General features: G+C 63.2%; 23 protein-coding genes and 1 tRNA gene. 1 reads left to right on the forward strand and 23 read right to left on the reverse strand.

Translation table 11 applies throughout. From position 1 onward, the window contains the following. Positions 1–17 precede the first annotated feature (17 nt). From NXS98_RS04055 to NXS98_RS04165, 23 genes are all read right to left on the reverse strand, one after another. Positions 18–950 (reverse strand): hypothetical protein, encoded by a 933-nt coding sequence (locus tag NXS98_RS04055; protein WP_283847195.1) that lies wholly within the window; start codon positions 948–950, stop codon positions 18–20. Positions 951–1,105: 155 nt separating this feature from the next. After that, positions 1,106–1,330: a hypothetical protein gene (locus NXS98_RS04060; protein WP_283847196.1), complete on the reverse strand. Its 225-nt coding sequence runs from the start codon at positions 1,328–1,330 to the stop codon at positions 1,106–1,108. Positions 1,331–1,533: 203 nt separating this feature from the next. Further along, positions 1,534–2,343 (reverse strand): hypothetical protein, encoded by an 810-nt coding sequence (locus NXS98_RS04065; protein WP_283847197.1) that lies wholly within the window; start codon positions 2,341–2,343, stop codon positions 1,534–1,536. Beyond that, the gene (locus NXS98_RS04070) at positions 2,340–2,528 is read right to left on the reverse strand and encodes a hypothetical protein (protein ID WP_283847198.1); all 189 of its coding nucleotides are present in this window, start codon (positions 2,526–2,528) and stop codon (positions 2,340–2,342) included. The genes NXS98_RS04065 and NXS98_RS04070 overlap by 4 nt, the downstream gene beginning before the upstream one ends. 30 nt (positions 2,529–2,558) lie before the next feature. Then, entirely contained in the window at positions 2,559–3,197 is a 639-nt protein-coding gene (locus NXS98_RS04075) for a phage replication initiation protein, NGO0469 family (RefSeq protein WP_283847199.1), read from the reverse strand. Positions 3,198–3,272: 75 nt separating this feature from the next. Then, complete coding sequence (locus NXS98_RS04080) at positions 3,273–4,298, reverse strand: hypothetical protein (RefSeq protein WP_283847200.1); 1,026 nt, start codon at positions 4,296–4,298, stop codon at positions 3,273–3,275. Then, positions 4,295–4,567 carry a helix-turn-helix domain-containing protein gene (locus tag NXS98_RS04085; RefSeq protein WP_283847201.1) on the reverse strand — a complete coding sequence of 91 codons (273 nt, stop codon included), beginning with the start codon at positions 4,565–4,567 and terminating at the stop codon, positions 4,295–4,297. Before NXS98_RS04085 ends, NXS98_RS04080 begins: the two co-directional genes overlap by 4 nt. Positions 4,568–4,580: 13 nt before the next feature. Then, on the reverse strand, positions 4,581–4,919 hold the full coding sequence (locus tag NXS98_RS04090; protein ID WP_283847202.1) for a helix-turn-helix domain-containing protein: 339 nt from the start codon (positions 4,917–4,919) through the stop codon (positions 4,581–4,583). Positions 4,920–4,937: 18 nt separating this feature from the next. Then, the gene (locus NXS98_RS04095) at positions 4,938–5,153 is read right to left on the reverse strand and encodes a helix-turn-helix transcriptional regulator (protein ID WP_283847203.1); all 216 of its coding nucleotides are present in this window, start codon (positions 5,151–5,153) and stop codon (positions 4,938–4,940) included. Between the two features lie 139 nt (positions 5,154–5,292). Next, positions 5,293–7,353 (reverse strand): 7-cyano-7-deazaguanine synthase, encoded by a 2,061-nt coding sequence (locus NXS98_RS04100; RefSeq protein WP_283847204.1) that lies wholly within the window; start codon positions 7,351–7,353, stop codon positions 5,293–5,295. A 37-nt stretch (positions 7,354–7,390) separates the two neighbouring features. Continuing rightward, the gene (locus NXS98_RS04105) at positions 7,391–8,179 is read right to left on the reverse strand and encodes a hypothetical protein (protein ID WP_283847205.1); all 789 of its coding nucleotides are present in this window, start codon (positions 8,177–8,179) and stop codon (positions 7,391–7,393) included. A 315-nt stretch (positions 8,180–8,494) separates the two neighbouring features. After that, a complete protein-coding gene (locus NXS98_RS04110; RefSeq protein ID WP_283847206.1) occupies positions 8,495–9,070 on the reverse strand; it encodes an RNA polymerase sigma factor in 576 nt (191 codons plus the stop codon). 5 nt (positions 9,071–9,075) lie between these two features. After that, a complete protein-coding gene (locus tag NXS98_RS04115) occupies positions 9,076–11,205 on the reverse strand; it encodes a heavy metal translocating P-type ATPase (RefSeq protein WP_425499931.1) in 2,130 nt (709 codons plus the stop codon). A gap of 116 nt (positions 11,206–11,321) precedes the next feature. After that, positions 11,322–11,573 (reverse strand): hypothetical protein, encoded by a 252-nt coding sequence (locus NXS98_RS04120; RefSeq protein ID WP_283848202.1) that lies wholly within the window; start codon positions 11,571–11,573, stop codon positions 11,322–11,324. After that, entirely contained in the window at positions 11,551–11,868 is a 318-nt protein-coding gene (locus NXS98_RS04125) for an isoamylase early set domain-containing protein (RefSeq protein ID WP_283847208.1), read from the reverse strand. Before NXS98_RS04125 ends, NXS98_RS04120 begins: the two co-directional genes overlap by 23 nt. A 241-nt stretch (positions 11,869–12,109) precedes the next feature. Continuing rightward, positions 12,110–12,418: a P-II family nitrogen regulator gene (locus NXS98_RS04130; protein WP_283847209.1), complete on the reverse strand. Its 309-nt coding sequence runs from the start codon at positions 12,416–12,418 to the stop codon at positions 12,110–12,112. Positions 12,419–12,449: 31 nt separating this feature from the next. Further along, complete coding sequence (locus NXS98_RS04135) at positions 12,450–15,551, reverse strand: efflux RND transporter permease subunit (RefSeq protein ID WP_343214130.1); 3,102 nt, start codon at positions 15,549–15,551, stop codon at positions 12,450–12,452. 8 nt (positions 15,552–15,559) lie between these two features. After that, positions 15,560–17,104 carry an efflux RND transporter periplasmic adaptor subunit gene (locus tag NXS98_RS04140; protein WP_283847210.1) on the reverse strand — a complete coding sequence of 515 codons (1,545 nt, stop codon included), beginning with the start codon at positions 17,102–17,104 and terminating at the stop codon, positions 15,560–15,562. Between the two features lie 43 nt (positions 17,105–17,147). Next, positions 17,148–17,567 (reverse strand): hypothetical protein, encoded by a 420-nt coding sequence (locus tag NXS98_RS04145; RefSeq protein WP_283847211.1) that lies wholly within the window; start codon positions 17,565–17,567, stop codon positions 17,148–17,150. Positions 17,568–17,577: 10 nt separating this feature from the next. Then, complete coding sequence (locus NXS98_RS04150) at positions 17,578–18,876, reverse strand: TolC family protein (RefSeq protein WP_283847212.1); 1,299 nt, start codon at positions 18,874–18,876, stop codon at positions 17,578–17,580. A gap of 131 nt (positions 18,877–19,007) precedes the next feature. Beyond that, positions 19,008–19,364 (reverse strand): hypothetical protein, encoded by a 357-nt coding sequence (locus NXS98_RS04155; protein ID WP_283847213.1) that lies wholly within the window; start codon positions 19,362–19,364, stop codon positions 19,008–19,010. Positions 19,365–19,965: 601 nt separating this feature from the next. After that, complete coding sequence (locus NXS98_RS04160) at positions 19,966–21,366, reverse strand: tyrosine-type recombinase/integrase (RefSeq protein ID WP_283847214.1); 1,401 nt, start codon at positions 21,364–21,366, stop codon at positions 19,966–19,968. A 64-nt stretch (positions 21,367–21,430) separates the two neighbouring features. Further along, positions 21,431–21,515: transfer RNA gene (locus NXS98_RS04165), tRNA-Leu, on the reverse strand. Positions 21,516–21,654: 139 nt separating this feature from the next. Here NXS98_RS04165 and ilvE point away from each other — a divergent pair. Continuing rightward, positions 21,655–22,521, forward strand: a complete 867-nt coding sequence (gene ilvE, locus NXS98_RS04170; protein ID WP_283847215.1) for a branched-chain-amino-acid transaminase — start codon at positions 21,655–21,657, stop codon at positions 22,519–22,521. The last annotated feature ends 4 nt before the right edge of the window (positions 22,522–22,525 follow it).

The raw sequence follows: 22,525 nt of genomic DNA on the forward strand, positions 1-22,525 counted from the left end.
CTATTAGTGGCCCTCCGCTAGGAGTTCAGCCAGACAATCCGTTGCAACCGTCCATCCCGATACGCCCCTGGCACGCGCACCGGCTGGGAGTAAGTGAAAAGTTTCGGGTCACACCCGAACACGGTCAGCACCGCTTTCAGGTGCGCCTCAGTCCGCGCATTGCGCGGCGCATCAAACCACCCGTGCAGGCTCTTGCCTGCCGTATCAATGATGGCGTGCAGGTTGAACCGCAGTCGCCGGTTCAGGTAGGCGAACACCGCGCCGACTTCATCCTTGGCCAGCGTGTCGGACTCGACCACCAGGAACCGCGTGCCGTCGCAATTCGCATTGCTCCGGCTGTAGCTGCCCGGCTTGAACGATGACCCGCAGGTGAAGTTCCCCATCGCCGGCCCGATCTGGTACCACTCGGCCACGGGCCGGAAGTGTGTTCGATGCTCCGGCTTGCCGGAGCTGAACACATCCCCGATCCAGACATGGCAATGCGCCGGCCACAACCGCAGCCAGGTGCGAAATTGGTCTTCCGCATCCCGCTCGCAGACCCTCAGCGGAGAGTCCGCCATGATGTCGCCATAGGTCCACCGGAACGCCTCGAACATCTCGGCTCGATACCGCTCCGCATTCACCCGCACCGTTTCGAGGACCACCTTCTCCACCGGCGCCGCCGACAAATCCCCTCGCCCCCATCGGGGGAGAGGGCCAGGGTGAGGGGGCGTGCCGATCATCATCGCCTCCCTGCCTAGAACCGTCCCATCCGTCCGCAGCAAATCCCCGTTCCGCAGCACCCGCCCGCCCGGCAGCGTGATCTGCCACGGGCTGGCCCCGATCTCCCGGCGCAACCGCCGGTTCGCTTCGCTCACCGCGGCGATGCACGAGGAGTGGAAGCAGAACACCGTCGGCGCACCGTCCACGTTCACCCGGCAATCCTTCTTTCCGTTTCGGTGCGTGTGCATCGCCTCACCAGGACAACGGCAAAACCCGCTGACCTCGTCTTGCCAGTCAACGGCGCCGAGGAGGCGCTGGGCGATTTGCCTCGGATCATTCATTCGTCCTATCCCGTCCTATTCATCCCATTTTTCGTGTCTTTCGTGTGTTTCGTGGTCACCCCTCAAAACGGCAGTTCCGGTTCGCAGTATTGCTTCGCCGCCCGGATAAAATCCGCCGGGCGTCGCAGCGCTTCCGCCGCCACCTTGGGCGGCAGGTAGAAGAGGTTCTTGGCCCCCCAGCGGTCCCCGATGAACCGAAGAATCATCTCTTCGCTTCTCGGGTCACCCCCCAGGGCGTGGTGCAATCGTTCGACCGTCGCCACCGGCAGCCTATTCGCGTGGTTCATGTCCATGTTCTCTCACAGCCGAGGTAGCGAGCCACTTTCGCGCCCTGAAAGGGCAGGCAGACAATAGCCCAGGGTAAGCGACGCAGGAGCGCCACCCTGGGAAACGTTGCCCACAATAATTCCCCCTCTCCCCCGCCGGGGGAGAGGGTTGGGGTGAGGGGGTATTCCATCTGTGTCCATCCGTGTTCATCCGTGATTTCTTCTCAAGCCGCTTCCGCCACCTGCGCTCGGGGGTCGAAGTTCTTCTCGATGCTCCACAGCGTTTGGGCCGCCTGGAAGGCGAGCCATCCGCGCTGGATTTCTTCCTCGCTCCACCGATGTTCCACCGGTTCCGCAGGCTCCCGCGAGTTGATGATGAGGTTCAGGCACGCCACCGGCTGCCCGAGGGCAGCCCGGTAGGCCGCGAGCTGGTAGCACCAGCTCTTGTAAGCCGTGGCCTTCATCTTTTGGCCGTCCGCTAGGACCTTGACGCCTTGTGTCTTCAGGTCCACCAGCGTCAGCCCGTGGGCCCGATGCTCCATCAGCAAGTCAGCGGTGCCGGCGTAACCGGCCTCCAGGTTGACCAGCGTCCGCTCTGCCCACACGAGGCGGACGCAGTTGGCCTGATACCAGTCGCGATACAGCCGCAGCCAGGCCGCGACGGGATCCTCAGGGTCCACTTCCAACGTTTGCGCCACGCGCTCCGCGCCGTGGTGCATCGCTGTGCCGAAACCGGCGGCTTTCTCCCGCTCGCTCTGCGCGTCTGCGACGACGCGCTGCGCGAACTCGGTTTCGCCCTCGCCCGCGATGCGCGGAAGCGTGAGCGCCGCCAGGACGGCTTGCTCCTGGAGCCACGCCGTCAGCTCCGGCTTGGCGATGACGCCCAGGATGTTGGTGACACTCGGCAGGAGGCCGAGCTTGCGGGCATCCCGCAGCGTGGTTGCACGCGGTTCGCCCTTGGCGGACGGGACGGTGTGCATGGGCACACCATCCCGCCCATACCAATGCGCCGAGTCAGGATTGAAGAGCCTCATGCGGCCCTCCCGTTTCGGCCGCCGCGCCAGACAGCGACGCCGCTCTTGGTTTTGACCAGCACATGGTCAATGTGTCCCCGTCGCAGGTCGCCCAGGACGTTATCCAGGAGCGCTTGCTCGCGCGGCAGGTGGTAGGTGACGGTCAGGGCGCGGTAGCCCGCAGCCCTGGCCCCTCTGGTGTTCATCGTGGTCATGGAATGATGTCCTCGTACGGTTCAGAATCCGACTTCGGGGTCATAGGCCATGTTGGGACCATCGTTGGCCGGCGGTGTCGCCACCGCCGCGCTTTTGGGGGCCGGAGCCGGGGCAGCCGGCGCGGGACGCGCCGCAGGCGCAGCCGGGGCAGGCGTTGTATTGGCAGGTGGCGCTGCCACCCCGTTCTGCTTCGCCTTCCATTCCTCGATCCGCTGCCGGGCGGCAGCCGGGTCATAGCACCCGGACGGCGCGAGCTTCTTGGTCGGCTTCGACACCGCATCAATCGAAGCGTAGGTCTTGCCGACCATGTTCTGCTGATGGCTGATGACCAGCGTGCAGCAGGCCCCGATCAGCTTGGCCAGGTCGATGCTCTCGCCCGGCACCACCGGGCGACCGCGCCACTTGCCGAGGAACTCCGCCAGCTTCGCTTTCGGATGCAGGCTGGCCGTGAAGTTCTTCGACACCGTGCAGTTTTTCCCGTCCTCCGTTCTCTGTTCCGACTCGAAAACGAGCTTCAGCTTGTTGACGATTCGGGTCTGGCCCTGGAACTCGGTCGTGACCATGCCCAGGTCAATCACATCCACACAAATCGCCGGGTGAATGCCTTCCGGGTGCGGCTTGAAGTCGCCGCTGTCTTTGCACTGTAGGATCATACTCATGTTGTATCTCCGATCTTGTATTGGTTGTCGTTTCACTACTCCCCAGGCCCACACGGACACGGGGAAATCTTGCTTTTAGGGGTGTGTCTGCGCTTCTCCCGCCGTTGCGCTGGGCGCAGTCACTTGGTCAGTTCTGGTAGCCCTATGGCCGGGCAGGCCGTTCGCATCCTTTTCGCGTGATGGAGGACGGATGCTTTCCACGCCTTGTGGTTGCGTGGTGGCCGCTCCGCCGCTGTCGGCCCCTCCTTCGCCAGTGCCAGGCCAACGGCTCATCCGGGGACCGCCATCGGCTGCGCTTTCATTCCCGGCTTGGTCGCCCCCGGTGTCCCCTGCGCGGCCTGTGCCTGCGGCAACGGCCTCTCCGGGGCTCACCGTGGGCTGGCTCTGGTGTTGCAGGGTGGCGCCTTGTTCTCTCCGGTGGCCGCATCCGCCGTCCCCTCCTGTGCCTGTGCCGTGGCAACGGCACATCCGGGGCGCGGCGTCTGCTTGCTCTGTCCGGTCGCCGCCGTCGGCCCCTGCGTCGCCTGTGCGGTTGCAACGGCTCCTCCGGGGACCGCCCTCGGCTCCCTCACTGATCACTGGCCACTGGTCACTGGTCACTGCCCCTTGCCCGGCCCCGTCGCCCCCTCCGTGCCCTGTGCCGCCGCGGCAACGGTCACTCCGGGGGTCGCCGGTGCCTTGCGCATCCTGTTCCTTGGGGCACGCGGTCTCTTCATCCGGGCGGCAACGGTCACTGCGGGGGACGCCGTGGTCTTCCGTGCCACTGGGCAGGTCATCACGCAGAATCCGAAAGAAGGTCTCCGCTTCCATTGTCACCAGCCATCGCCGGTGGCTCCGGCGGTGCGCCACGAGGGGCAGTTTCTTTTGGCCAGCCGGTGCTACCGGTCCGGCATCGCGCCGGGCCTGGTCCATCGCGGCCTCGATGTTCAGCCGCTCGACCGCCTTGACCTCGAAATGGAATCCGCGCAGTTCCTCGCACACCACATCCGGCGAATCCGCCCCGCCGGCAAATTGCTGGCCCCGGCGGGCATGAAACCCTTCCGCTCTCAGCACATCGCGCCACTGGCGCTCCCCGCGTTTGCCTTTTTCTCTGGAGTTCATGCCGTGGGAGTGTTGGGGGTGTCGTAGTCCTCGCTCTCAGTCAGCATGGCCTTGTTCAGCCGCCGCTCGACATCCTCCAAGCGGAACCGGACCATCTTGCCGAAGTGCAAAACCGGGATCTCTCTGGCCGCAATCATGGAATCCACCTTGCGCACCGAGACGTTGAGCACCCGTGCCAGTTCCGCCCGTGTCAGATACTTCTGCCCAGGCTTGAGCAGTTCGCCGACGCTGACTTGGCGGGGTTTGTGAATCGTTTTCGCTTTGCTCATGCGTCCTCCTTCCTCAGCAGCGCGACCGGTTCACCCGGCACATGACTGCCAGTTGCTTTTCCACCTCGCTCCACTTGAATACGACCGTATGCCCGAGCTTGTAGTGGGGGAGCAGGCCCTTGCGCATGTAAGTGGTGATCGTGCGGACGTCCTTGCCCATGCGCATGGCGGCTTCCGCCTTGGAAATGAACGGCTCCGCCGGCACCAGGCCTGTTCCCGCCGCAGCCGTGGCCACGGCAGCCTGTGCAGGTGCCTCCGTCGGCCCGTCAAGAATCCGCTCGATCGCCGCTTGTTGTTCCGGCGTCGCCTGGAGGAACCGCAACAACCGTTCAGTGGAAATGCTTCCGTTCATGGTGTGTCTCCTTGGGGATCAGCAATCGAACAGCTCAAACGCCGGCTTCTGCAGGACCTCTGCAATCCGCCGCTTCCGCTCCGCATCCGGCCGGGCACGCCCGGTCTCGATGCGCGAAATCTCGATCTCCCGTGTCCCGACCCTCTCCGCCAGTTGGTACTGGGTGAGCCCCTTCAGGACCCTTGCCGCCTTCAGTCGTGTGTTTGTCGCCATCGCAGTCTTTTCTTTCTTCACCGTGGCGAACCGTTCGCCACTTCAACCCGTATGGCGTGACAAACCCTGTCACTTCGGTGACAAACCGTGTCACCGTGCGAAAAAAGAAAAACCCCGCGAAGACAAGTCCTCGCGGGGTGGCAACCTTTCGGCAGGCGCTCTATTCTTCCCAGTTTATGTCCGGGGGCCGCTCATAGGTGAACTGCCCTGCTGTCTCAGTGCTGACTCTGGAATGCCGTGTTCCCGAAAACCGGGAGGACGGAACCCAAAGGTGTTTGTGAAGGTGTTCGCCGAATGCTCGCAACGCCTGGTGCGGATTGTTCTGCCGATCCTTGGCTTCACGCAGCTTCTCAATCAGCCGTTCGATGGCCCGTCGGATGGCCCGCACCTGTTTCTCTGCGTTCCCCTGTGAATCACTTCGGGTCACGTTCAGGACCTTTGCCAGTTCCTCCAGCTTCGCCACCGCCTCATCTCTGGTCGTCTCGGAAGCCGTCGGGTCATTCAGAATGTCCCGGCATTCCTCAGCCTCTTTCAAGATTTTCCGCCGTGCCGGGTCGCTGTCGCTTCCCATGTTCGCCTCTTCCACAACCGCGTGCCCAAACACAGCCGCGCCCAGCCGGGTCCCATGGATACCGCCCTGCGGCGGGTTGAACAGCAGGTAGGCCACCAGGTCAATGCCCCGCCCGTGTTCGATTTCGCCTTCTTTCCCATCGAACACCACCCGCCAGATGCCCGCGCCCTTGCGCAGCAGGTAGCGCGGCTTTTCCCCGTCCGGCCCCTCATGTTCACCATTGGGCGGCACCACCGGCTTCGCCGGCAAGGAAGTCACCGCCCCCGACTCGAACACCGTCCGAAGCAAGCACTCGCCGGGCAGGGTTCGCTCACGAATTGCCGTCTTGTGCCGGTCCATCAGAGCGTCCACAGCCTCGTTGACTTCCCCGGCGTGGCGCCGATAGAGGTCAAACACCCGTTCCGCCGCGCCGTTCACGCTGCCACCCAAGTGACGGAGCACCCGGATTACTTCCGGGTATTTCTCCACCATTTGCGTGGCGTTTCTCAGCTTGCCCACCTGGTTGGCCCGCTCCAGATACGCCGCCCCCATGATCTTGTCTTCATCCTTCGGGCGCGCTTCCGTGAAAATGTCGATCTTGTATTGGTCCAGCGGATCGAACTGCTCCGCTTTCGCGGCCACCATCCCGAAGCGCCGGTCAATGCACTGCGAACACACTCCGCAATGCGTGTGCGTGTTGCTCGTGTCCCACGTGTGCGCGCAGCTTCTCGAATACGCAATCATCGGCCCGCAGTCCGCCTGGACGATCTTCTTCACCACATCGCCCTTGGTGGTCCACACGAAAGGGTTCTCCACTGCGAACGGCTCGTTGGCCACCAGCGTCAGCAGCTTTTGCAGGCCATCCAGCACCTTGGGGTGTGTCGTTCGCGTGGCGCGTCCGCCCACCACCTGGGCGCACACCGGCAGGTTCAGGCTCACGATTCCGTTTTCATAGAATCGCAGCCGTTTCACCCGCACCATCATGGCCACGGTCGCCCCCAGTGCCGCAAACAGGAACGACCGCGCCCGCTGGGTGTATTCCTTGCCCAGGGTCGAGTCCTTGCTGATGCGCACGTGCATGTGGCTGGGCACATTCGCCCCGGCCTTCGCCGCCAGCAGCCGTTGCAGTTCCTGGTGCTTCAGGCTGAATTTCGGCGTGGACCGGTGGTTCACCAACAGCACCCGGTGCTTGTTGGTGCAGATTTCCTCAATCGCCCCGGCCAGCGAATCCAGCCCGCCGGAGAACATCATCACCTGCTCCATCTGCCCGACCGGCCCAGCGTCTCTGTCGAAGTCGAACAACTGTTGCACTTGCGGCGCGTCCTTCGCCGGGTAGAAGCTGAAGTCGTAGAAATCATCCGACAGAAATTCCAGCGTCTCGACCAGCAGCTTCTTCGCCCCTGCCGAGTTCCACAGCTCGGGAACCCGGACCGGAACATGGAAATGAAATCGCCGCTTCCAGTGCCCGCCAAAGCTGTCCACTTCATGCTGCCCCCGGATCGCGGTCTGGTCGCAGCAATAGACGTAGGCCGCCATTTCGAGGAGGTCTTGAAACTGCGGCGGTATGTCTCGCCACAGCTTTTCATTCAAGTCCTCGATCCTGAGGTTGATATTCTTGCCCCCATGCGTGTCCCACAGGTTCAGGGCCAGCGTCGGCGTCGCCGCGCTCATTCCGCTCGCCCTGGCTCCCCCGCACAAGATGTGTTTCTCAGTTTCCATCGCTCTTTGCCCTCATCGCCAATTCGGCCTTCATTTTCTTCATCGCCACCCAGCCAAACCCTTCGGCGGACTCGCGGGAAATCCTTCCGCCCTCCTCGTAGCGATGCTTCGAGAACCAGTCTGCCCCGAACTCTTGCACGATCACGGAAGCCTCTTCGCAGTGCGTTCGCATGGCCTCTTCAAATTGCGCCATCTGGTTCATGGTGGCGAACCGCTGTCCTTCCCCGACCTGAGTCCCAAGCGTCTTGGTCAGGAAAAACCCCAACGCTTCGTTGGTCAGCTTGGCCATGAAGTTCCGCGCCAGGTCGCCAAACTCCTTCTTCTTTCCCAGGTCTCGGAGCGCCCCTGCCACGTCTTCCCGTGTCGGCGTGAAAAGCCCGTGCAGTCTTTCCTGTAGATGGCTGGTGATGGCGCTCACGAGCGCTTTGCCCGCGATCTCGCCGAAGGTTTGCCCGTCTCTTGTGGCTCTGACCCGCTGGTCCAGCGCCTCGCCCACCGCCAGCGCCACTTCCACCACGGATGTGCTTTCCGGAATCGCTATCCCCGCCGCCGCCAGTTGCGCCGTCGGGTCTGCCTTGCCGCCTGCCAGCCCCATTTCCACCAGCAGGTTTACCGCCTCGCGGAACCCGGCGTCCTTTTGCACCAGGGAGAACGCTTTTTCTGCCGCCTTCAGCGTGGCTTGGGCCACTTCTCCCACGTCCGCCCCGTCCGCGACCAGCCGAACGACCTCTTGCCACTTCCGGGTGGCTGGCAGTGTTCCTATTCGACTATGCCCCATAGGCGTGGTGGTACGGTCGGACCAGGAGCAGCCGGAGACGGCCTCCAGGTCCCGCAGGACCGCTACAGTCGCAAACCCCTTTCCCAAATGACGTTGCTCCCGCAAACCTCGACCTGCCAGGCATGGCGCCTCGACATTTTTGCGGGCACTACCGGATTGGCCTCAGTAGAACACGTCACAAACCGGCAGCATACATAAAGCCACCCATCCTGGCGACTCCAAAAAAGCCCCAAGTTTCTAATGCCCTGTCACCTGCCAGCCCCCGCCCATTCGTCCTATCGCGTCCTGTCCCGTCCCGTCCGCCCCCAGAGAGCCTTAGAGCCACCCATCGAGCCGCTCCCGCAGAAACTGCCGCGCAGCTCCAAGCTCGGACTCGAGGGCCCTCGGATCATTCTGCAACACGGAAGCCGCTTCTGCCACAGTCATTTCTTCCCATTCGCACAGGACAATGGCTTCATGCATACCCTCGGGCAGCGCTTCCACCGCTGCACGCACCGCCTCCCCGCGCCCGCAGGCGCGATCCAAAGTGACGGCGCCGGTCGGCAAGGTGTGCCCCAACCCTTCACCCTTGCTATGGGATTCTTCGCTCAGCAACACGTTCGGTTGGCAGGCACGTGCACGTCGTTGCTGCCGGGCCAGGTTCACCGCGATGGTGAAAAGCCAGGTTCTGAACTGCTCTTTCGGAGCGAAGCTGGCGCGGCCGCGATAAACACGCGCAAAAGTCTCCTCCGCAAGATCGTTTGCCGCCCTCTCGTCGCCGAGCATCCCGCATAGGAGCCGAAACACCGCCGGAGCATGCCGATCCATCACGCCATTGAGCCCAGCCCGGTTCCCCTTCACCAGCCGGGCCATGTCAGCGCGGTCCTGAACCTCCATGTCAGAAACGTTCATGTTATTCAAAGATGAGGGTCTTCCCCACTCACATTCGCCGGCCCGCTGTTGGCTCGCAGCAGCCTCAGCGCGTTGGCAATGACCACCAGCGTTGCTCCCGTGTCCGCCAGGATGGCCAGCCACAAGCTCGTATGGCCGGTCAATGCCAGCACCAGGAAAATGGCTTTCACTCCGAGCGCGAAGCCGATGTTTGCCTGAATCACCCGCACCGTCCGGCGGCCCAGCCGGATCGCCTCCGCCACCTGGCTCAAGTCATCCTGCATCAGCGCCATGTCCGCCGTCTCAATCGCGGTATCCGTGCCCGCCGCGCCCATCGCAATGCCAACGCTGGCGGCAGCCATCGCCGGCGCGTCGTTCACCCCATCGCCAATCATGCCCACGTATCGGTGTTGCGCCAACAGCACTTGGACGCGGGAGATCTTCTGGTCCGGCAAGAGGTCGCCGTGTGCCTCATCAATGCCGGCTTGTCGCGCGATGGCGTCCACCGTGCGCTGGTTGTCGCCGCTGAGCATGACCACCTTCTGCACCCCGGCGGCGTGAAGCGCCTGGATGGCAGAGGCGGCGTTGGGGCGTATCGTGTCACCCACCGCCAGGATGCCGAGCACTTCGCCGGGGCAGTCCGCGTGCGGCTTGTGCCCGACCACCACCACCGACTGCGCGTCAGCTTCGATTTCCGCCAGCTTCTGTTCCACAGCCTCCGAACACACCGCCAGTTCGTGCGTGAACCGATGGTTGCCCACGAAGTAGTGATGCCCCTCCAATTCCGCTTCCGCCCCGCGCCCGGTCTTTCCCTGGTAGTTCTCGCCGCGTGGAGCCTCGATGCCCTTCTGGCGCGCGTAGTCCACCACCGCTTGCGCCAGCGGGTGCGTCGAGTGGATGTCAATGGCGGCGGCGATGCGGACCAATTCCGCTTCCGGCCTGCCGTTCATCGGACTTACTTTCGTCACTCGCGGGCGGCCTTCCGTGATGGTCCCCGTCTTGTCCACGGCCAGCGCCCGGAGCTTGCCGATGGCTTCCAGGAGCGCCCCGCCCTTGATAAGCACTCCTCGCCGCGCCAGCGCCGTCAGACCGGAGACAATGGCAACGGGTGTCGCGATGACCAGCGCACAAGGGCACGCGATCACCAGCAGGACCAAGGCGCGATACGTCCAAACCGCCCATGTCCCGCCGAAGAGCAGGGGTGGCACCAGCAAGACCAGCAGCGCCAGCAGCATCACCGCCGGGGTGTAATACCTGGCAAACACGTCCACGAACCGCTGCGACGGCGCTTTCTGCGACTGCGCCTCTTCGACCAGGTGGATGATCTTGGCCAGCGTGGTATCGGTGCTGAGCTTCGTCACCCGCACTTCGAGCGACCCTTCGCCGTTGATCGTCCCGGCGAAGACGGTATCCCCGACTTTCTTCTCCACCGGCATGGATTCACCCGTGATGGGCGCTTGGTTTATCGCTGAGGCCCCCGCGATGACTTCGCCATCTAACGGAACCCGCGAACCGGACTTCACCGCCACCAGGTCGCCTACCTTGACTTCTCCCACCGGGACTTCCTTAAAACTGTCGCCCTGCTTGAGCCACGCCGTTTCCGGCGAGAGTTGCATGAGTGACTGAATCGCCCGGCGGGCGCGCGCCACGCTGAACGCCTCCAAGACTTCCGCCACGGCGAAGAGAAACGTCACCGCCGCCCCTTCCGACCATTCGCCGATGGCCACTGCGCCCACCACGGCGACGGTCATCAGCAGGTTCATGTCGGGCGAGAACCGCCGCGCCGCCGCCACGGCTTTCGGGAATATGAACCACCCCCCGGCAATGATGGCGATGCCAAACGCCCCCAGAGGAAGGGCTGGCGGCCCCAGCCTGCTCCATTGCAGCACCAATCCCAGCCCGGTGAAGGCGCCGGACAAGCCCACCGCAATCAACCGGGACCGTTGCGCGTCCGCAGGCCGGCTGCTCCCGCCGGACGCAATCCCCGACGCCTTCAACCCGGCCCTCGCAATCGCCTCGATAAGCTGCCCCTCGCTGACACTCGCTTCGTGAGCGACCGTGACCGTGCCGCCCATCAGGTTCGCCCGCACTTCTCGAACTCCTGCCAACGGCTTCAACACGCGCTCGATGGCCGCCACTTCATCCGCGCAGTCCATGCCGGTCACGCGCAGTGTGGTCTCCCTATCACTGCCCGGCCGAGGACGCCCGGAAGGCCGGTTTGAATCACCCGGCGTTCCGCTCGGCCCATGCTCACAGTTCGGGCAGCAGTCGCTCATGGCTTTGCTTCCGTTCTCACGCTTCCATCCGGCTGCACACCGGAGCGGATATGGTTGGTCCGGCTCTCGCTCCGCTGGTGGCGGAGGTGCCGTTGATGCCGTTGCCACCCGATGAAAAACATGTCGGCCACCACCGCCCCAACCATGAGCAGAGCGATCCCTACGATCATCCAGACGCTTTTCCGGCGCTCTATGCGCTCGCGTGCCGCCTTGCGCGCCGCCACTTCAGGTGCTTTGGCCTTGCTCATGTTGGGCCGGCACTTCCAGCACCGAGTTGAAGCCGCCGTAAACATTGGGGGTCTGTTCCGCCGCCGCCGGGTCCGACCGCCATTCCCCATCCACCACCAGGCAGTATTCGTAACGGCCCGGCGGCAGGGACAACGCTTTCACCCAGCGGCCCTCGCCCAGCGCGAGCATAGGCGTGGCGGTGGGGTTCCAGTCGTTGAATGTTCCCCCGATGAAGATGGCTTGCGCCTGATCATCATGGAACTCGATGCGGGAGCACGGCCGTTTCACCTGTAATGTCTTCGTTTTTCTTCTCATGGTTGGTCCATTTTTTGCCGGTTACATGTCCCCCAACACCCGCCGCGACTTCGGTTGCTCCCGGAGCGGCCGGAAATGGGCGGTTGGGGTGCTGGGGAAAGCGTCCGGGCAGCGGTCGGGTTCGAGATGAGGGCAATGACAACGCAAAAAACTGAATTGTCGTCGAACTCAATCGGAATCGCCCAGCGAGGCGGCTCGTGGGCCGCCTCCCTCACCGCCCGCTCATGTGACTTGATTCCCTTCACTGATGCTTGTCCTTCTCACCCGTCCGAATCTTGACCGTCTGCTCGACAGGAATGACGACAATACGTCCATCCCCGGCCAGGCCGGTGTGCGCCGCTTTCTGGATGGCTTGCACTACCGGTTCCACCAACCCATCGGGCACCATGATTTCCAGTTTGGTCTTCACCACCTGGTCGAACGTGCCTTGCTCAGCGGATAATCCGTTGGCCGTGGAAACAGTCATGGCCGGCAGGTCTTTGATTTGACGCAGGGCCTGGACGACCTCTTCCAGGCGCGAGGGCTTGATGATGGCTTTGATTTCTTTCATGGCATTTCTTTCGTTGAATATTCCCCTCGGGTCAGACCTCAACTTCCACTCCCTTCTTGCCCTTGAACATGCTGTACAGCGCCGGCAGCACCAGCAGCGTCAGCAGCGTGTTGGTGAAGATCCCCCCGATGACCACCGTCGCCAGCGGTCGTTGCACTTCCCCGCCGACGCCCACGTTCACCGCCATCGGGATGAAACCCACTGCCGCCACCAGCGCCGTCATCAGCACGGGCCGCAATCGCGCCAGACACCCCTCGCGCACCGCTTGTTCCGCCGTCGCCCCCGCTTCCAGCTTCTGCTTGATGAATGTCACCAGCACCAGCCCGTTTAGAATCGCCACCCCGCTCAGCGCAATGAAGCCGATTCCCGAACTCACCGTGAAGGGCATATCCCGCACCCAGAGCGCCAGCACCCCGCCCACCGCGCCCAGCGGAATCCCCGTGGCCACGATCAGCACATCCCGCACCGATTTCAGGCTGAAGAACAGCAGCACAAAGATGAGCGCCAGCGCCATCGGCACCACAAACATCAGCTTCCGGTTCGCCCGCTCCATGTTCTCGAACTGCCCGCCCCATTCGATGGTGTAGCCTTCGGGCAACTTCACTTGCGCGCCAATTTTCGCCTTCGCCTCTGCCACGAAGCTCTTCACGTCCCGTCCCCGCACGTTGCACTGCACCGTGATCCGGCGTCGGCCCCACTCCCGATTGATGGTGGACGGCCCTTCCATCTCCGTGATCTTCGCCACCTGGTTCAGCGGCAGCACCGGCCCCGCCGCCGTGGGGATGAGCGTCGTGGCCAGCGCGTCCGGGTCCGTGCGCTGCTTGTCCGGCAACCGCACCACCAGCGGGAAGCGCCGCTGCCCTTCGCGCACGTCGCCCACGCGGCGCGAGCCAACCGCCTCCACCACGTTCAGCACGTTGCGCGTCGGCACGCCGTAGCGCGCGATGGCTTGCGCATCCACGCGCACTTGCAGAAAGGTCTGCCCGGTCAACTGCTCGACCGAGGCCTCGCTCGCACCCCGAATCCCAGCCAGCACGGATTGCACCTCGCCGCCCAACCGCCGCAATTCCTCCAGATCATCACCATAAACCTTGATCCCAATGTCGCCCCGGATGCCGGCAATCAGTTCGTTCAGCCGCATCTCGATGGGCTGGCTGAAGGCTGGCTTCAATCCCGGCACTTGGTTCAACACGTCGCGCATCTTCTCGGTCAACTCCGCTTGCGTGCGGGCTTTCTTCCACTCGTCTCGCGGCTTGAGCGCCAGGAAGAAGTCCGCCAACTCGACTCCCATCGGGTCGGTCGCCACTTCCGCCGTGCCCAGCCGTGTCCAGATGTGTTCAATCTCGTCCGGGAACTCCGCCATCAGCCGCCGCTCAATCATGTCGTTTTGCGCCACCGACTCATCCACCGAAATCCCCGCCAGCCGCACACTGGTCCCCACAATCGCTCCTTCACCCAGTTTGGGCAGGAACTCCCCGCCCATTTGCGTGGCCAGGAACGCGCCGCCGGCCGCAATGGCTACCGCCCCCGCCAGCACCACGCCGCGAAACCGCAGCGCCAGCTCCAGCACGGGCGCATACAATCGCCGCGCCGCCCGCACCAACCAGGGTTCCGTCTCCTTCATCTGCCGCGGCAGCAGCAGGCTCGCCAGCACCGGCATCAGCATCAGCGACAGCACCAGCGAACCCAGCAGCGCGAAAATCATAGTCAGCGCCATCGGCTTGAACAGTTTCCCTTCGATCCCTTCCAACGTGAGAATCGGCAGGAACACAATCAGGATGATGCCCACGCCGAACGCCACCGGACGCGCCACTTCCAGCGGCGCGCTGCGCAGCACTTCCTCCCGTTCATTCTTCGTCAGCGCCCGCCCCAACTCGTGCTGGCGCATGGCCATCCGCCGCATCGCGTTTTCCACCATCACCACCGCCCCATCCACGATGAGGCCGAAGTCCACCGCCCCGAGGCTCAAGAGGCTGGCCGCAATGCCCGCCTGCAACATGAAGTTGCCCGCAAAGAGCATCGACAGCGGAATCGCCACCGCCACAATCAAGCCCGCCCGCAGGTTGCCCAGAAACGCGAACAGGATGGCGATGACTAGCAGCGCCCCAGCCAGCAGGTTGTGTTCGACCGTGCGAATCACGTTGTCCACCAGTTCCGTCCGGTCATAGAGCACTTCCAGCTTAATGTCCGGCGGCAGGAACTTCTGCACTTCCGCGAGCTTGGCCTTGAGCGCGTGCGTTACCACCGCGCTGTTCTCGCCCATCAGCATAAAGCCCAGTCCCAGCACCGCTTCCCCCCGGCCATCGGCCGTCACCGCGCCCCGGCGGATCTCGTGGTCCTCCTTCACCGTCGCGACGTCCCGCACCCGCACCGGCGTCCCGTCGTGGCTCGTGATGACAATGTTGGCGATTTCCTGAACGTTCGTGGTCAGGCCCACGCCATGCACGAGCAAGGACTCGCCGCTCCGCACAATCTGCCCGCCCCCCACGTTCTGGTTGTTCGCCTGCAACGCCTCCACCAGTTCCTCAAACGTCAGGCGGTACTTGATGAGCCGGTCCGTTTCCACCACCACATGGAACTGCTTTTCAAAACCGCCCCAGGTGTTCACTTCCGCCACGCCGCGCACCTTGCGCAATTCCGGCTTCACCACCCAGTCTTGCAGCACCCGCAATTCGGTCAGTGTCCGGTTCGTGTCCGTGGACCGCACCACGTAATGGAACACCTCGCCCAGCCCGGTGGCAATCGGCCCAAGCTGCGGGCGCTCCAATCCTTCCGGCAGCTCGACCGTTTGCAGCCGCTCCATGATCAGTTGCCGCGCCTTGAAAATGTTGATGCTGTCGTCGAAGGTCGCCACTACCTGCGACAGCCCAAACTTCGAGATGGACCGCACGTTCTGCAGGCCCGGCAGCCCGCTGATGGCCAATTCCACGGGGATGGTGATTTGCGCCTCGGTCTCCTGCGGATTCAGCGCCGCCGCCGTGGTGTTGATTTGCACCTGCACCGGCGTGGTGTCCGGGAAGGCGTCAATCGGCAGCACGCTCAGGGTCCGCGCGCCGATCACGACCAGTACTCCCGCCAGGACGCACACCAGCAGGCGGTTCCTTAGGGAAAAGTTGATGATCCAGTTCAGCATAAGTCTCCTCAGTCATCCGCGCAGCCTGCGCCCAGCCGCGACATCAGCATGGCCGACTTCAAGGCAAAGGCCCGGGTCACCGCGATTTGCTCCTCGGGCTTCAGGCCCGCCAGCACTTCCAGCCGCCCGTTGTACTTCGCGCCCAGCGCCACCGCCCGCGCGTCGAACAGGTCTTCCGCCAGCTTCACAAACACGAACGGCCTGCCCTCCACGTGCTGAATGGCCGACGGCGGCACCAGCATCGCCCCTTCCGTCTTCCGCGTCAGAATCCGTGCCGTGGCAAACATCTTGTCCTTGAGCAGGCAATCCGGATTGGCGAACTCCGCCCGCGCCCGCGCCATGCGCGTGCGCTCGTCCACTGCGGGGCTGACCCACGTCAGCTTGCCGGTGAACACCTTTCCCGGCAGCGAATCCACCCGCAGTTCGACCGCCTGCCCTGCTTTCACCCGGCCCAAGGTCCCTTCCGGCACTTGCAGCATGGCCCACACCGTCGCATGGTCCACCAGCGTGAACAGTGGCTTGCCCACCTCCACCAATGCGCCCCGCACCGCCATCCGCTCCGAGATTTCACCGGCGAACGGCGCGCGGACTTCCATCAAAACCTGCTCCTGCGGCTTGTGGCCCATCTCGTCAATCTGCTCTTCTGTGAAGCCTAGCGTCCGCAGTTGCTGGCACGCCGCCCGATGCGTGGCTTCCGCCTCGTCCAGTGCGGCCTGTGAAGTCACCCGGTCCGCCCTCAGCTTCCGTTCCCGGTCCAGCGTCTGGTGCGACAACACCGCCTTGGCCACCGCTTCGGCAATGGAGGCGGACCAAATCTTGGCCACCGTCTGCTTCTCCTCCACCTTGGTGCCCAGGTCCGCATCCACCGTTTGGATGATGCCGCTGACCGGCGCGGCAATCTGCGCCAGCTTGTTCTGGTTGAAGCTCACTTCCGCCACGCATTCAATCCCGTCGGCGATGGCTCCCCTTTCCGGCGCGGACGTTCGCACGCCCACGATCGCCGTCGAGTTCGTCGAGGGCAGCCTCACCTTCAGGCTCTCGCCCGGCTTCAGCTTGGCGGCGGCGTCTGGCCGGCACACCGCGCATTCCGCTTCCGGCACCCCATGCTCGGCGCACATCAGCACCGCCCCGGACGCCGCTGCCGGCTTGCCCTTGCCCTTCAATTCCGGGTGGCAGAGGGAGCATTCATCCTCGTAAAGCGAATGTTCCTTGCACCACAGCCGGTTCTTGTCCTGAAGCTCCGGATGGCACTCGAAACACCGGTCCTCGTAACGCTTGTGTTCCTCGCACCAGAGTCGGCCTTTCTCGCGCAGGCTCGCGTCGCAGATGAAACACAGTTCCTTGGGTGCCTGGTGCGCGGCGCACTTTGCACCGCTGAGCGGGACTTGAGCTGTTGCCCCATCAGCCCCCTGCGGTGCGGCTACGGCCTTGGCGTGCTTATGCCCGGCATGACCGTGGCCATCGTCTTCGCCCGCGGCTTCCTGTTTCTTGCAGCCGGCGAGCAACGCCAGGGCTGCGATGCTGGTGATTACGGCAAATTTGAGATTCATCATGTATTTCATGGGATGTTCCGTTTCCGTAGAGGTTCTTCCCTGCTCAAGCGCCCTTCTTCTTCACCTCGGGATGGCAGAGAAAACATTCGTCTTCATAGAGCGAATGCTCCTTGCACCACAGCCGATTCTTGTCCTGTGCCTCTGGATGGCAAATCCAGCAGCGATCTTCGTAGCGGTCGTGCTCCTTGCACCAGAGGCGGCCCTTTTCGCGCAGGCTGGCATCGCACATGAAGCACAGTTCCTTGGGCGCATTGTGCTTGGCGCACTTGGCGCCGCTGAGTGGTGTCTGCGCGATCGCAGCAGCGGGCCCCTTGGGAGTTGCTTCAGCCTTGGCCTGTTCTTGCCCGGTATGGTCGTGGCCATCGTTTTCGCTGTGGCTTTCCTGCTTCTTGCAGCCCGCAAACACCGCCAGAGCGGCGACGACCGCCAGGGTCGCACTTTTCAATGTCGTTTGAGTCTTCATAGTCATAGTCTTACTTGGTTGTTAAATGTTGGTTTGCTTGCGGCCTCAGCAGTGCTTCCAATTCCGCTTGGGCCACGTTCAATTCGAGCAGTTTTTGTTGGTAGGCCAGGCGCGCTTCGGCGGTTGTCCGCTGCGTGTCCACCAGGTCAATGAAACCGAACTTGCCTTGCTCGAATCCCGTCTGCACGAGGCGGAGGGCCTCATCCGCCTTCGGCAGAATCTTCTCCCGGTAGCGGGCTACTTGTTCGGCCGCCGTGCGGTAGCGCTTCTGCGCGTTGGCCCACTCCCGCTGCAACTGCTGTTGCACCCCGTGCAGTTCCGCTTCTGCCACGCTCACATTCGCCCGCGCCTCTTGCTGTTTGCCCTTGCCCCGGTCAATCAGCGGTAGCGGCAATGAGAATCCCAGTTGAATAATGGATTGGTCCGTCTCCCCAATCCGCCCGCCCGCCACCCCCACTTTCACGTCGGGATACGGCTCCAGCCGTGCCCGCCGATACGACAACTCCGCTCGGTCCAGGTTCGCTTGCGCCGCCGCGGCGCTCGGATGCCGCGCCAGCCAGCCATCCCCGTCTGCTCCCGTCAGCCCGGCGTCCGGGGCTTCCGCCAGCGCCCCCGAAAGCGCGGCGTCCTTCAGGTCCGGCCGGCCCAGCAGCGTGGCGAACACCTGCCGCGCCGTGGCCAGCTCGCGCTGGAACCCGTTCAACTCCGTCCGCGCCTGCTCCAATTGCACTTCCGCCCGCAACTGTTCCTGATACGCCGTCGCCCCGGCGTCCACCCGCTTCCGCGCCGTGGCCGCCGATGATTCCGCCACCGCCACCAGTTGCGTGGACACCTCGACCAGCCGCTCCGACGCCAGCACCCGGAAGAACCCTGCCTTCACGTCCCGGACGATCTCCGTCCGGCGCACCGCCAGTTCCGCTTCCGACAGCTTCACCCCCGCGCCGCCGATTTGCTTATCCAGCGACTTCTTTCCCGGATACGGCAGCGTTTGCGCGATTCCAATGGTCTGCTTCGCGTCCGAGAACCCCCGGCCGTTGCTCACCGGCCAGTCTTCCGCACTCAGTTCCAACTCGGGATTGGTCCACTTCTTCGCCTGGTAGGCTCGCCCGGACGCCGCGTCCACCCGCGCGCCAGACGCGCGCAACTCCGGGTTGCTCGCCAGCGCCAGCCGCACCGCATCGTCCAGTGTAAGGGCATTCGTGTTCACCATCTCCGGCCCCTGGGCAGCCAATCCCAGGCGCGCGCCCCCGGCGACCAGCACCGCCAGGGCAGACCACCGACACCATCTCAAAATCAATTTTCTCTTCATAACTCGACAAAAACGGACACAACAAACCGACCACAAAGCCGACAGGGGAAAACGCGGGGTGCAGGCACACCGCAGCCATCAGAAGAATCCCGGACAGGAAGTGTCAGCCAAAACGACCCGAACGGGACCGCTTAGGCGAGGGGGGAAGGAGCGCGCGGCGGCAGCGCCGTGCGATAGGAGAATTGCCAGACCCGTGGAAGCTCTGGCGGGGGTTTGCCGGCAACGAATGCGTGGCACTCCAGCGCCGGCAACGGCACCTCGATGGCCACGCTTAGAACCGCCAGAATGAACAGCGGTTGCGGGGCGGAAGCATTCTGTTCCTCAGCCCGGTAATTCTCGTTCTCAACGGCGCACTCATCGCTCTCACAGTCCTGCGAGGCTGGAGGTGCCGAATCTACGAAGCAGCAGGTCTTTAGAAAACCGAAGCCCGGCACGCCCTCCAAGACGCAATGCATCGAGGCCAGCCCATACAGGGCCAGCATCAGCATCGCAAGAGTTCTGGTGAGCTTGCTCACGCGCAATAGACTACACATCGGCAAGAACTGTTCAAACTAAATTTATTACCATCCCTCATCGCTCCTGTTTCTCCGCCTCATGGGCAGCTCCTTTTGCTTTTAGGGTGTGTTTGCGCCCGTTTCCTCTCCGATTGGAGTTCTCCGTCCTTCCTGACCTCTGGCCACGGTTCTCTGGCCTCTGCCGGTTGGGCTGGCGCAACCACGAGTCAGTTGCTCATAGCCCTATGGCCGGGCAGGCCATCCGCTTCCGCCTGAAAGGTTGGATGGCGGAAGCTCCCCGCGCCTTTGTGGCTGGCGCGGCTGGCTCCGTGTCGCCGGCCCCTTCGGCACCTGTGCCCCGGCGGCAACGGCTTCTCCGGGGTCCGCCGCCACCTTCGCCCAGATTCCCGCGTCCGCCGTCGCCTTCGTGGCCGGGTGGCTGGCGTCAACGGCCACTCCGGCGCTCGCCGTCCGCTCTCCTCTTTGGCTGCCGGTGGCCCCTCCGGGCTGGCTGGTGCTTGGTGGCCCGTGCGGTTCGCACCCAACAGCCCTGCCGGGGCGCACCGTCTGCCCGCCGTAGCTTGGCGAAGGCGGGTCACGCCGCCGCCGTCTTGGGCAAAGGCACCACTTTCGCCAACCGCTCGGCCTCAGCCTTTCGTGCCGCCTCAGCCTTTTCCTTATCCAGCTTCGCCCTGGCCGCCTTCACCGCTGCCGGGGTCACCCCAAACCACGCATCTGCCGCTTTCTCCGTCACCAGCTCGCGGTAGTGCTTGAAGATCATGTCCGGACTGTTCCCCGCTTCCATGGCGACCTCGTTCACATTCTTGTTCTTGGCCACCCGGTAGGAAATAAACGAATGCCGCAGCGCGTTGTGTTTCCACGGCACCCCGCTTTCCCGGCTCGCCTCCCGCATCACATCGAACAGCAACGGTTCCGAGTGCGGCCACACCGGGCCGGACTTCTGCGCCACGTCCTTCAGGAATAGCGCCAGGTTGTCCGCAATCGGCACCAGCCGGCGCGACCGCGTCTTCGCCTTGCCCTTCTTGATCTCGATCAGCTTGCTTTCCAGGTTCACTTCCGCCCAGTCCAGCCGGCAGACTTCCGCCGTGCGGATGCCCGCAAACGCCCCAAGGGCCAGCGCCGGCAGCGCTTCCGGCCTCACCGCGGCCAGAATCCTGGTGATCTCTTCCGCCGTGAAAATCTCGATGTCGAACTCGTCCTCCTCCGCCTGGTCCACTTCATCCATGACCGCGAAATCGCGCGGCACATACTTCTGCTTTTTCGCAAACTCCAGCAGCACGTTGATGGCTTGCAAGTAATTGTTCTTGGTCCGCCCGCTGACCGGTTTCGGGGCCGGGGCGTCCTTCTTGTCCGTCGGGCGCCCTTTCACACCCCGAATCTCATGCACGAACCGGTTGATCTCATCGGCCGTCACCAGGCTGATGAGGTGCCCGTTGAAATGCCCGGCCACCTTTTCCAGCTTCTTGCGCAGGTCATACAGGTAGCGCTCGCTCACCGTCTTGCCCTTGCCCTTGATGCGCGTGGCCATGCCCGCTTCCTTGGCGGCCAGGAACTCCGTCACCACATCCTGGACCGTCTTGGGTGAAATCTTCTCCTCATGGCGTTTGGCGTAGTAGCGGGCGGCTTCGAGCACCGGCACGCCGCCGAGAATGGCGAACGCGGCGGCATACTCCTTGGTGGCGGACTCCAGGCTCACGCCGGTAGGCTTCAGGTTCTCCAGGGAGGCGAGGTAAGCCTTGCAGTCCTGGCTGGTCATCACCGTGGCGTCGAACTCGCCGCTCTTCAGACTGCGGACGACCTGCTTGCCCCGTGCGATGGCATCATCGAGGTTGCCGAAGTTCTCTTTGGTGAACCTCCCGTCCTGGTAATAGGCGAGCGTGAAAAGGTCGTATTTTCCTTTGATGACACCCTTGTAGATCTTTGCGGTGACACCCCCCTCTTCGAGCAGCTTTGGAAAACCTTCGGAAATTTTCATGAAAGAAATCTTTCCTGAATCTTTCCTGAAAGTCAACAACTATCTCACTTTCCTAACAAAAATATGGTGCGCATAGCAGGACTTGAACCTGCACGGGTTGCCCCACTACCACCTCAAAGTAGCGCGTCTGCCAATTCCGCCATATGCGCACCCGTCGCCAGAAAATATCCTCATGGCGGGGGTTTTGTGCAAGTGGTTTTTTGTGGTGGGAAGGCCATAGCCGCAGGGGGCCATGCGTTCCCGCTTGCGCGGGCCGCGGGGTTGACGTAGGGTCAAGGTCAGTTGCGCATGAAAGTTTATATTGATGGGAAATATTACAGTGAGAAGGACGCCAAGATCAGCGTCTTTGATCATGGCTTGTTGTATGGCGACGGGGTTTTCGAGGGCATTCGGGCTTATCATGGCCGGGTGTTCAAATTGAAGGAGCATATCGAGCGCCTCTATTGGTCGGCCAAGGCGATTTTGCTGGACATTCCCCTGACGCCGGCCGAGATGACCGAGGCGGTGCTGGCCACCTGCCGCAAGAACAACTGCCGCGATGGCTACATTCGGCTGGTGGTGACACGCGGGGTGGGAACGCTGGGCTTGAATCCCAACCGCTGCAAGCGGCCGTCGGTCATCATCATTGCGGGCAAAATCCAACTGTATCCACCTGAATTGTACGAAGAAGGCATGGCGATTGTGACGGTGCCAACCACGCGCAACCTGGTGAATGCGGTGAATCCAGCCATCAAGTCGCTGAATTATCTGAACAACATTCTGGCCAAAATTGAAGCGAACAATGCGGGGGTCGAGGAAGCCATCATGTTGAATCAGGAGGGGTTCGTGGCGGAGTGCACGGGCGACAATATATTCATCGTGCGCCAGGGGCATTTGTACACGCCGCCCCTTTCAGCGGGCGCCTTGTACGGCATCACGCGCAACACGGTGCTGGATCTGGCTCGGGAGCGCGGGCTGCCCACTTCCGAGATCAACTTGACCCGGTATGATTTGTACATTGCGGATGAATGTTTCCTGACGGGCACGGGAGCGGAGATCATTCCGGTGACCCGCATTGATGGGCGCGTGATTGGCCAGGGCAAACCGGGGCCGGTGACGCGCGATCTCATTCAACGGTATCATGCCCTGACGCGGGTGTCGGGGGAACCCATCTAGAACT

It is taken from the genome of Fontisphaera persica, assembly GCF_024832785.1.
Lineage (GTDB): Bacteria > Verrucomicrobiota > Verrucomicrobiia > Limisphaerales > Fontisphaeraceae > Fontisphaera > Fontisphaera persica.

What these genes read in the sequence shown, in the direction of transcription:
- NXS98_RS04060 (WP_283847196.1), bottom strand. Translation starts at nt 1,330, where the DNA reads ATGAACCACGCGAATAGGCTGCCGGTGGCGACGGTCGAACGATTGCAC.
- NXS98_RS04075 (WP_283847199.1), bottom strand. Translation starts at nt 3,197, where the DNA reads ATGAGTATGATCCTACAGTGCAAAGACAGCGGCGACTTCAAGCCGCAC.
- NXS98_RS04145 (WP_283847211.1), bottom strand. Translation starts at nt 17,567, where the DNA reads ATGAAGACTCAAACGACATTGAAAAGTGCGACCCTGGCGGTCGTCGCC.
- ilvE (WP_283847215.1), top strand. Translation starts at nt 21,655, where the DNA reads ATGAAAGTTTATATTGATGGGAAATATTACAGTGAGAAGGACGCCAAG.
- NXS98_RS04160 (WP_283847214.1), bottom strand. Translation starts at nt 21,366, where the DNA reads ATGAAAATTTCCGAAGGTTTTCCAAAGCTGCTCGAAGAGGGGGGTGTC.
- NXS98_RS04080 (WP_283847200.1), bottom strand. Translation starts at nt 4,298, where the DNA reads ATGAACTCCAGAGAAAAAGGCAAACGCGGGGAGCGCCAGTGGCGCGAT.
- NXS98_RS04105 (WP_283847205.1), bottom strand. Translation starts at nt 8,179, where the DNA reads ATGGGGCATAGTCGAATAGGAACACTGCCAGCCACCCGGAAGTGGCAA.
- NXS98_RS04085 (WP_283847201.1), bottom strand. Translation starts at nt 4,567, where the DNA reads ATGAGCAAAGCGAAAACGATTCACAAACCCCGCCAAGTCAGCGTCGGC.
- NXS98_RS04130 (WP_283847209.1), bottom strand. Translation starts at nt 12,418, where the DNA reads ATGAAAGAAATCAAAGCCATCATCAAGCCCTCGCGCCTGGAAGAGGTC.
- NXS98_RS04120 (WP_283848202.1), bottom strand. Translation starts at nt 11,573, where the DNA reads ATGAGCAAGGCCAAAGCACCTGAAGTGGCGGCGCGCAAGGCGGCACGC.
- NXS98_RS04070 (WP_283847198.1), bottom strand. Translation starts at nt 2,528, where the DNA reads ATGAACACCAGAGGGGCCAGGGCTGCGGGCTACCGCGCCCTGACCGTC.
- NXS98_RS04125 (WP_283847208.1), bottom strand. Translation starts at nt 11,868, where the DNA reads ATGAGAAGAAAAACGAAGACATTACAGGTGAAACGGCCGTGCTCCCGC.
- NXS98_RS04150 (WP_283847212.1), bottom strand. Translation starts at nt 18,876, where the DNA reads ATGAAGAGAAAATTGATTTTGAGATGGTGTCGGTGGTCTGCCCTGGCG.
- NXS98_RS04065 (WP_283847197.1), bottom strand. Translation starts at nt 2,343, where the DNA reads ATGAGGCTCTTCAATCCTGACTCGGCGCATTGGTATGGGCGGGATGGT.
- NXS98_RS04135 (WP_343214130.1), bottom strand. Translation starts at nt 15,551, where the DNA reads ATGCTGAACTGGATCATCAACTTTTCCCTAAGGAACCGCCTGCTGGTG.
- NXS98_RS04100 (WP_283847204.1), bottom strand. Translation starts at nt 7,353, where the DNA reads ATGAGCGCGGCGACGCCGACGCTGGCCCTGAACCTGTGGGACACGCAT.
- NXS98_RS04055 (WP_283847195.1), bottom strand. Translation starts at nt 950, where the DNA reads ATGCACACGCACCGAAACGGAAAGAAGGATTGCCGGGTGAACGTGGAC.
- NXS98_RS04155 (WP_283847213.1), bottom strand. Translation starts at nt 19,364, where the DNA reads ATGCTGATGCTGGCCCTGTATGGGCTGGCCTCGATGCATTGCGTCTTG.
- NXS98_RS04115 (WP_425499931.1), bottom strand. Translation starts at nt 11,205, where the DNA reads ATGGACTGCGCGGATGAAGTGGCGGCCATCGAGCGCGTGTTGAAGCCG.
- NXS98_RS04140 (WP_283847210.1), bottom strand. Translation starts at nt 17,104, where the DNA reads ATGATGAATCTCAAATTTGCCGTAATCACCAGCATCGCAGCCCTGGCG.
- NXS98_RS04110 (WP_283847206.1), bottom strand. Translation starts at nt 9,070, where the DNA reads ATGAACGTTTCTGACATGGAGGTTCAGGACCGCGCTGACATGGCCCGG.
- NXS98_RS04090 (WP_283847202.1), bottom strand. Translation starts at nt 4,919, where the DNA reads ATGAACGGAAGCATTTCCACTGAACGGTTGTTGCGGTTCCTCCAGGCG.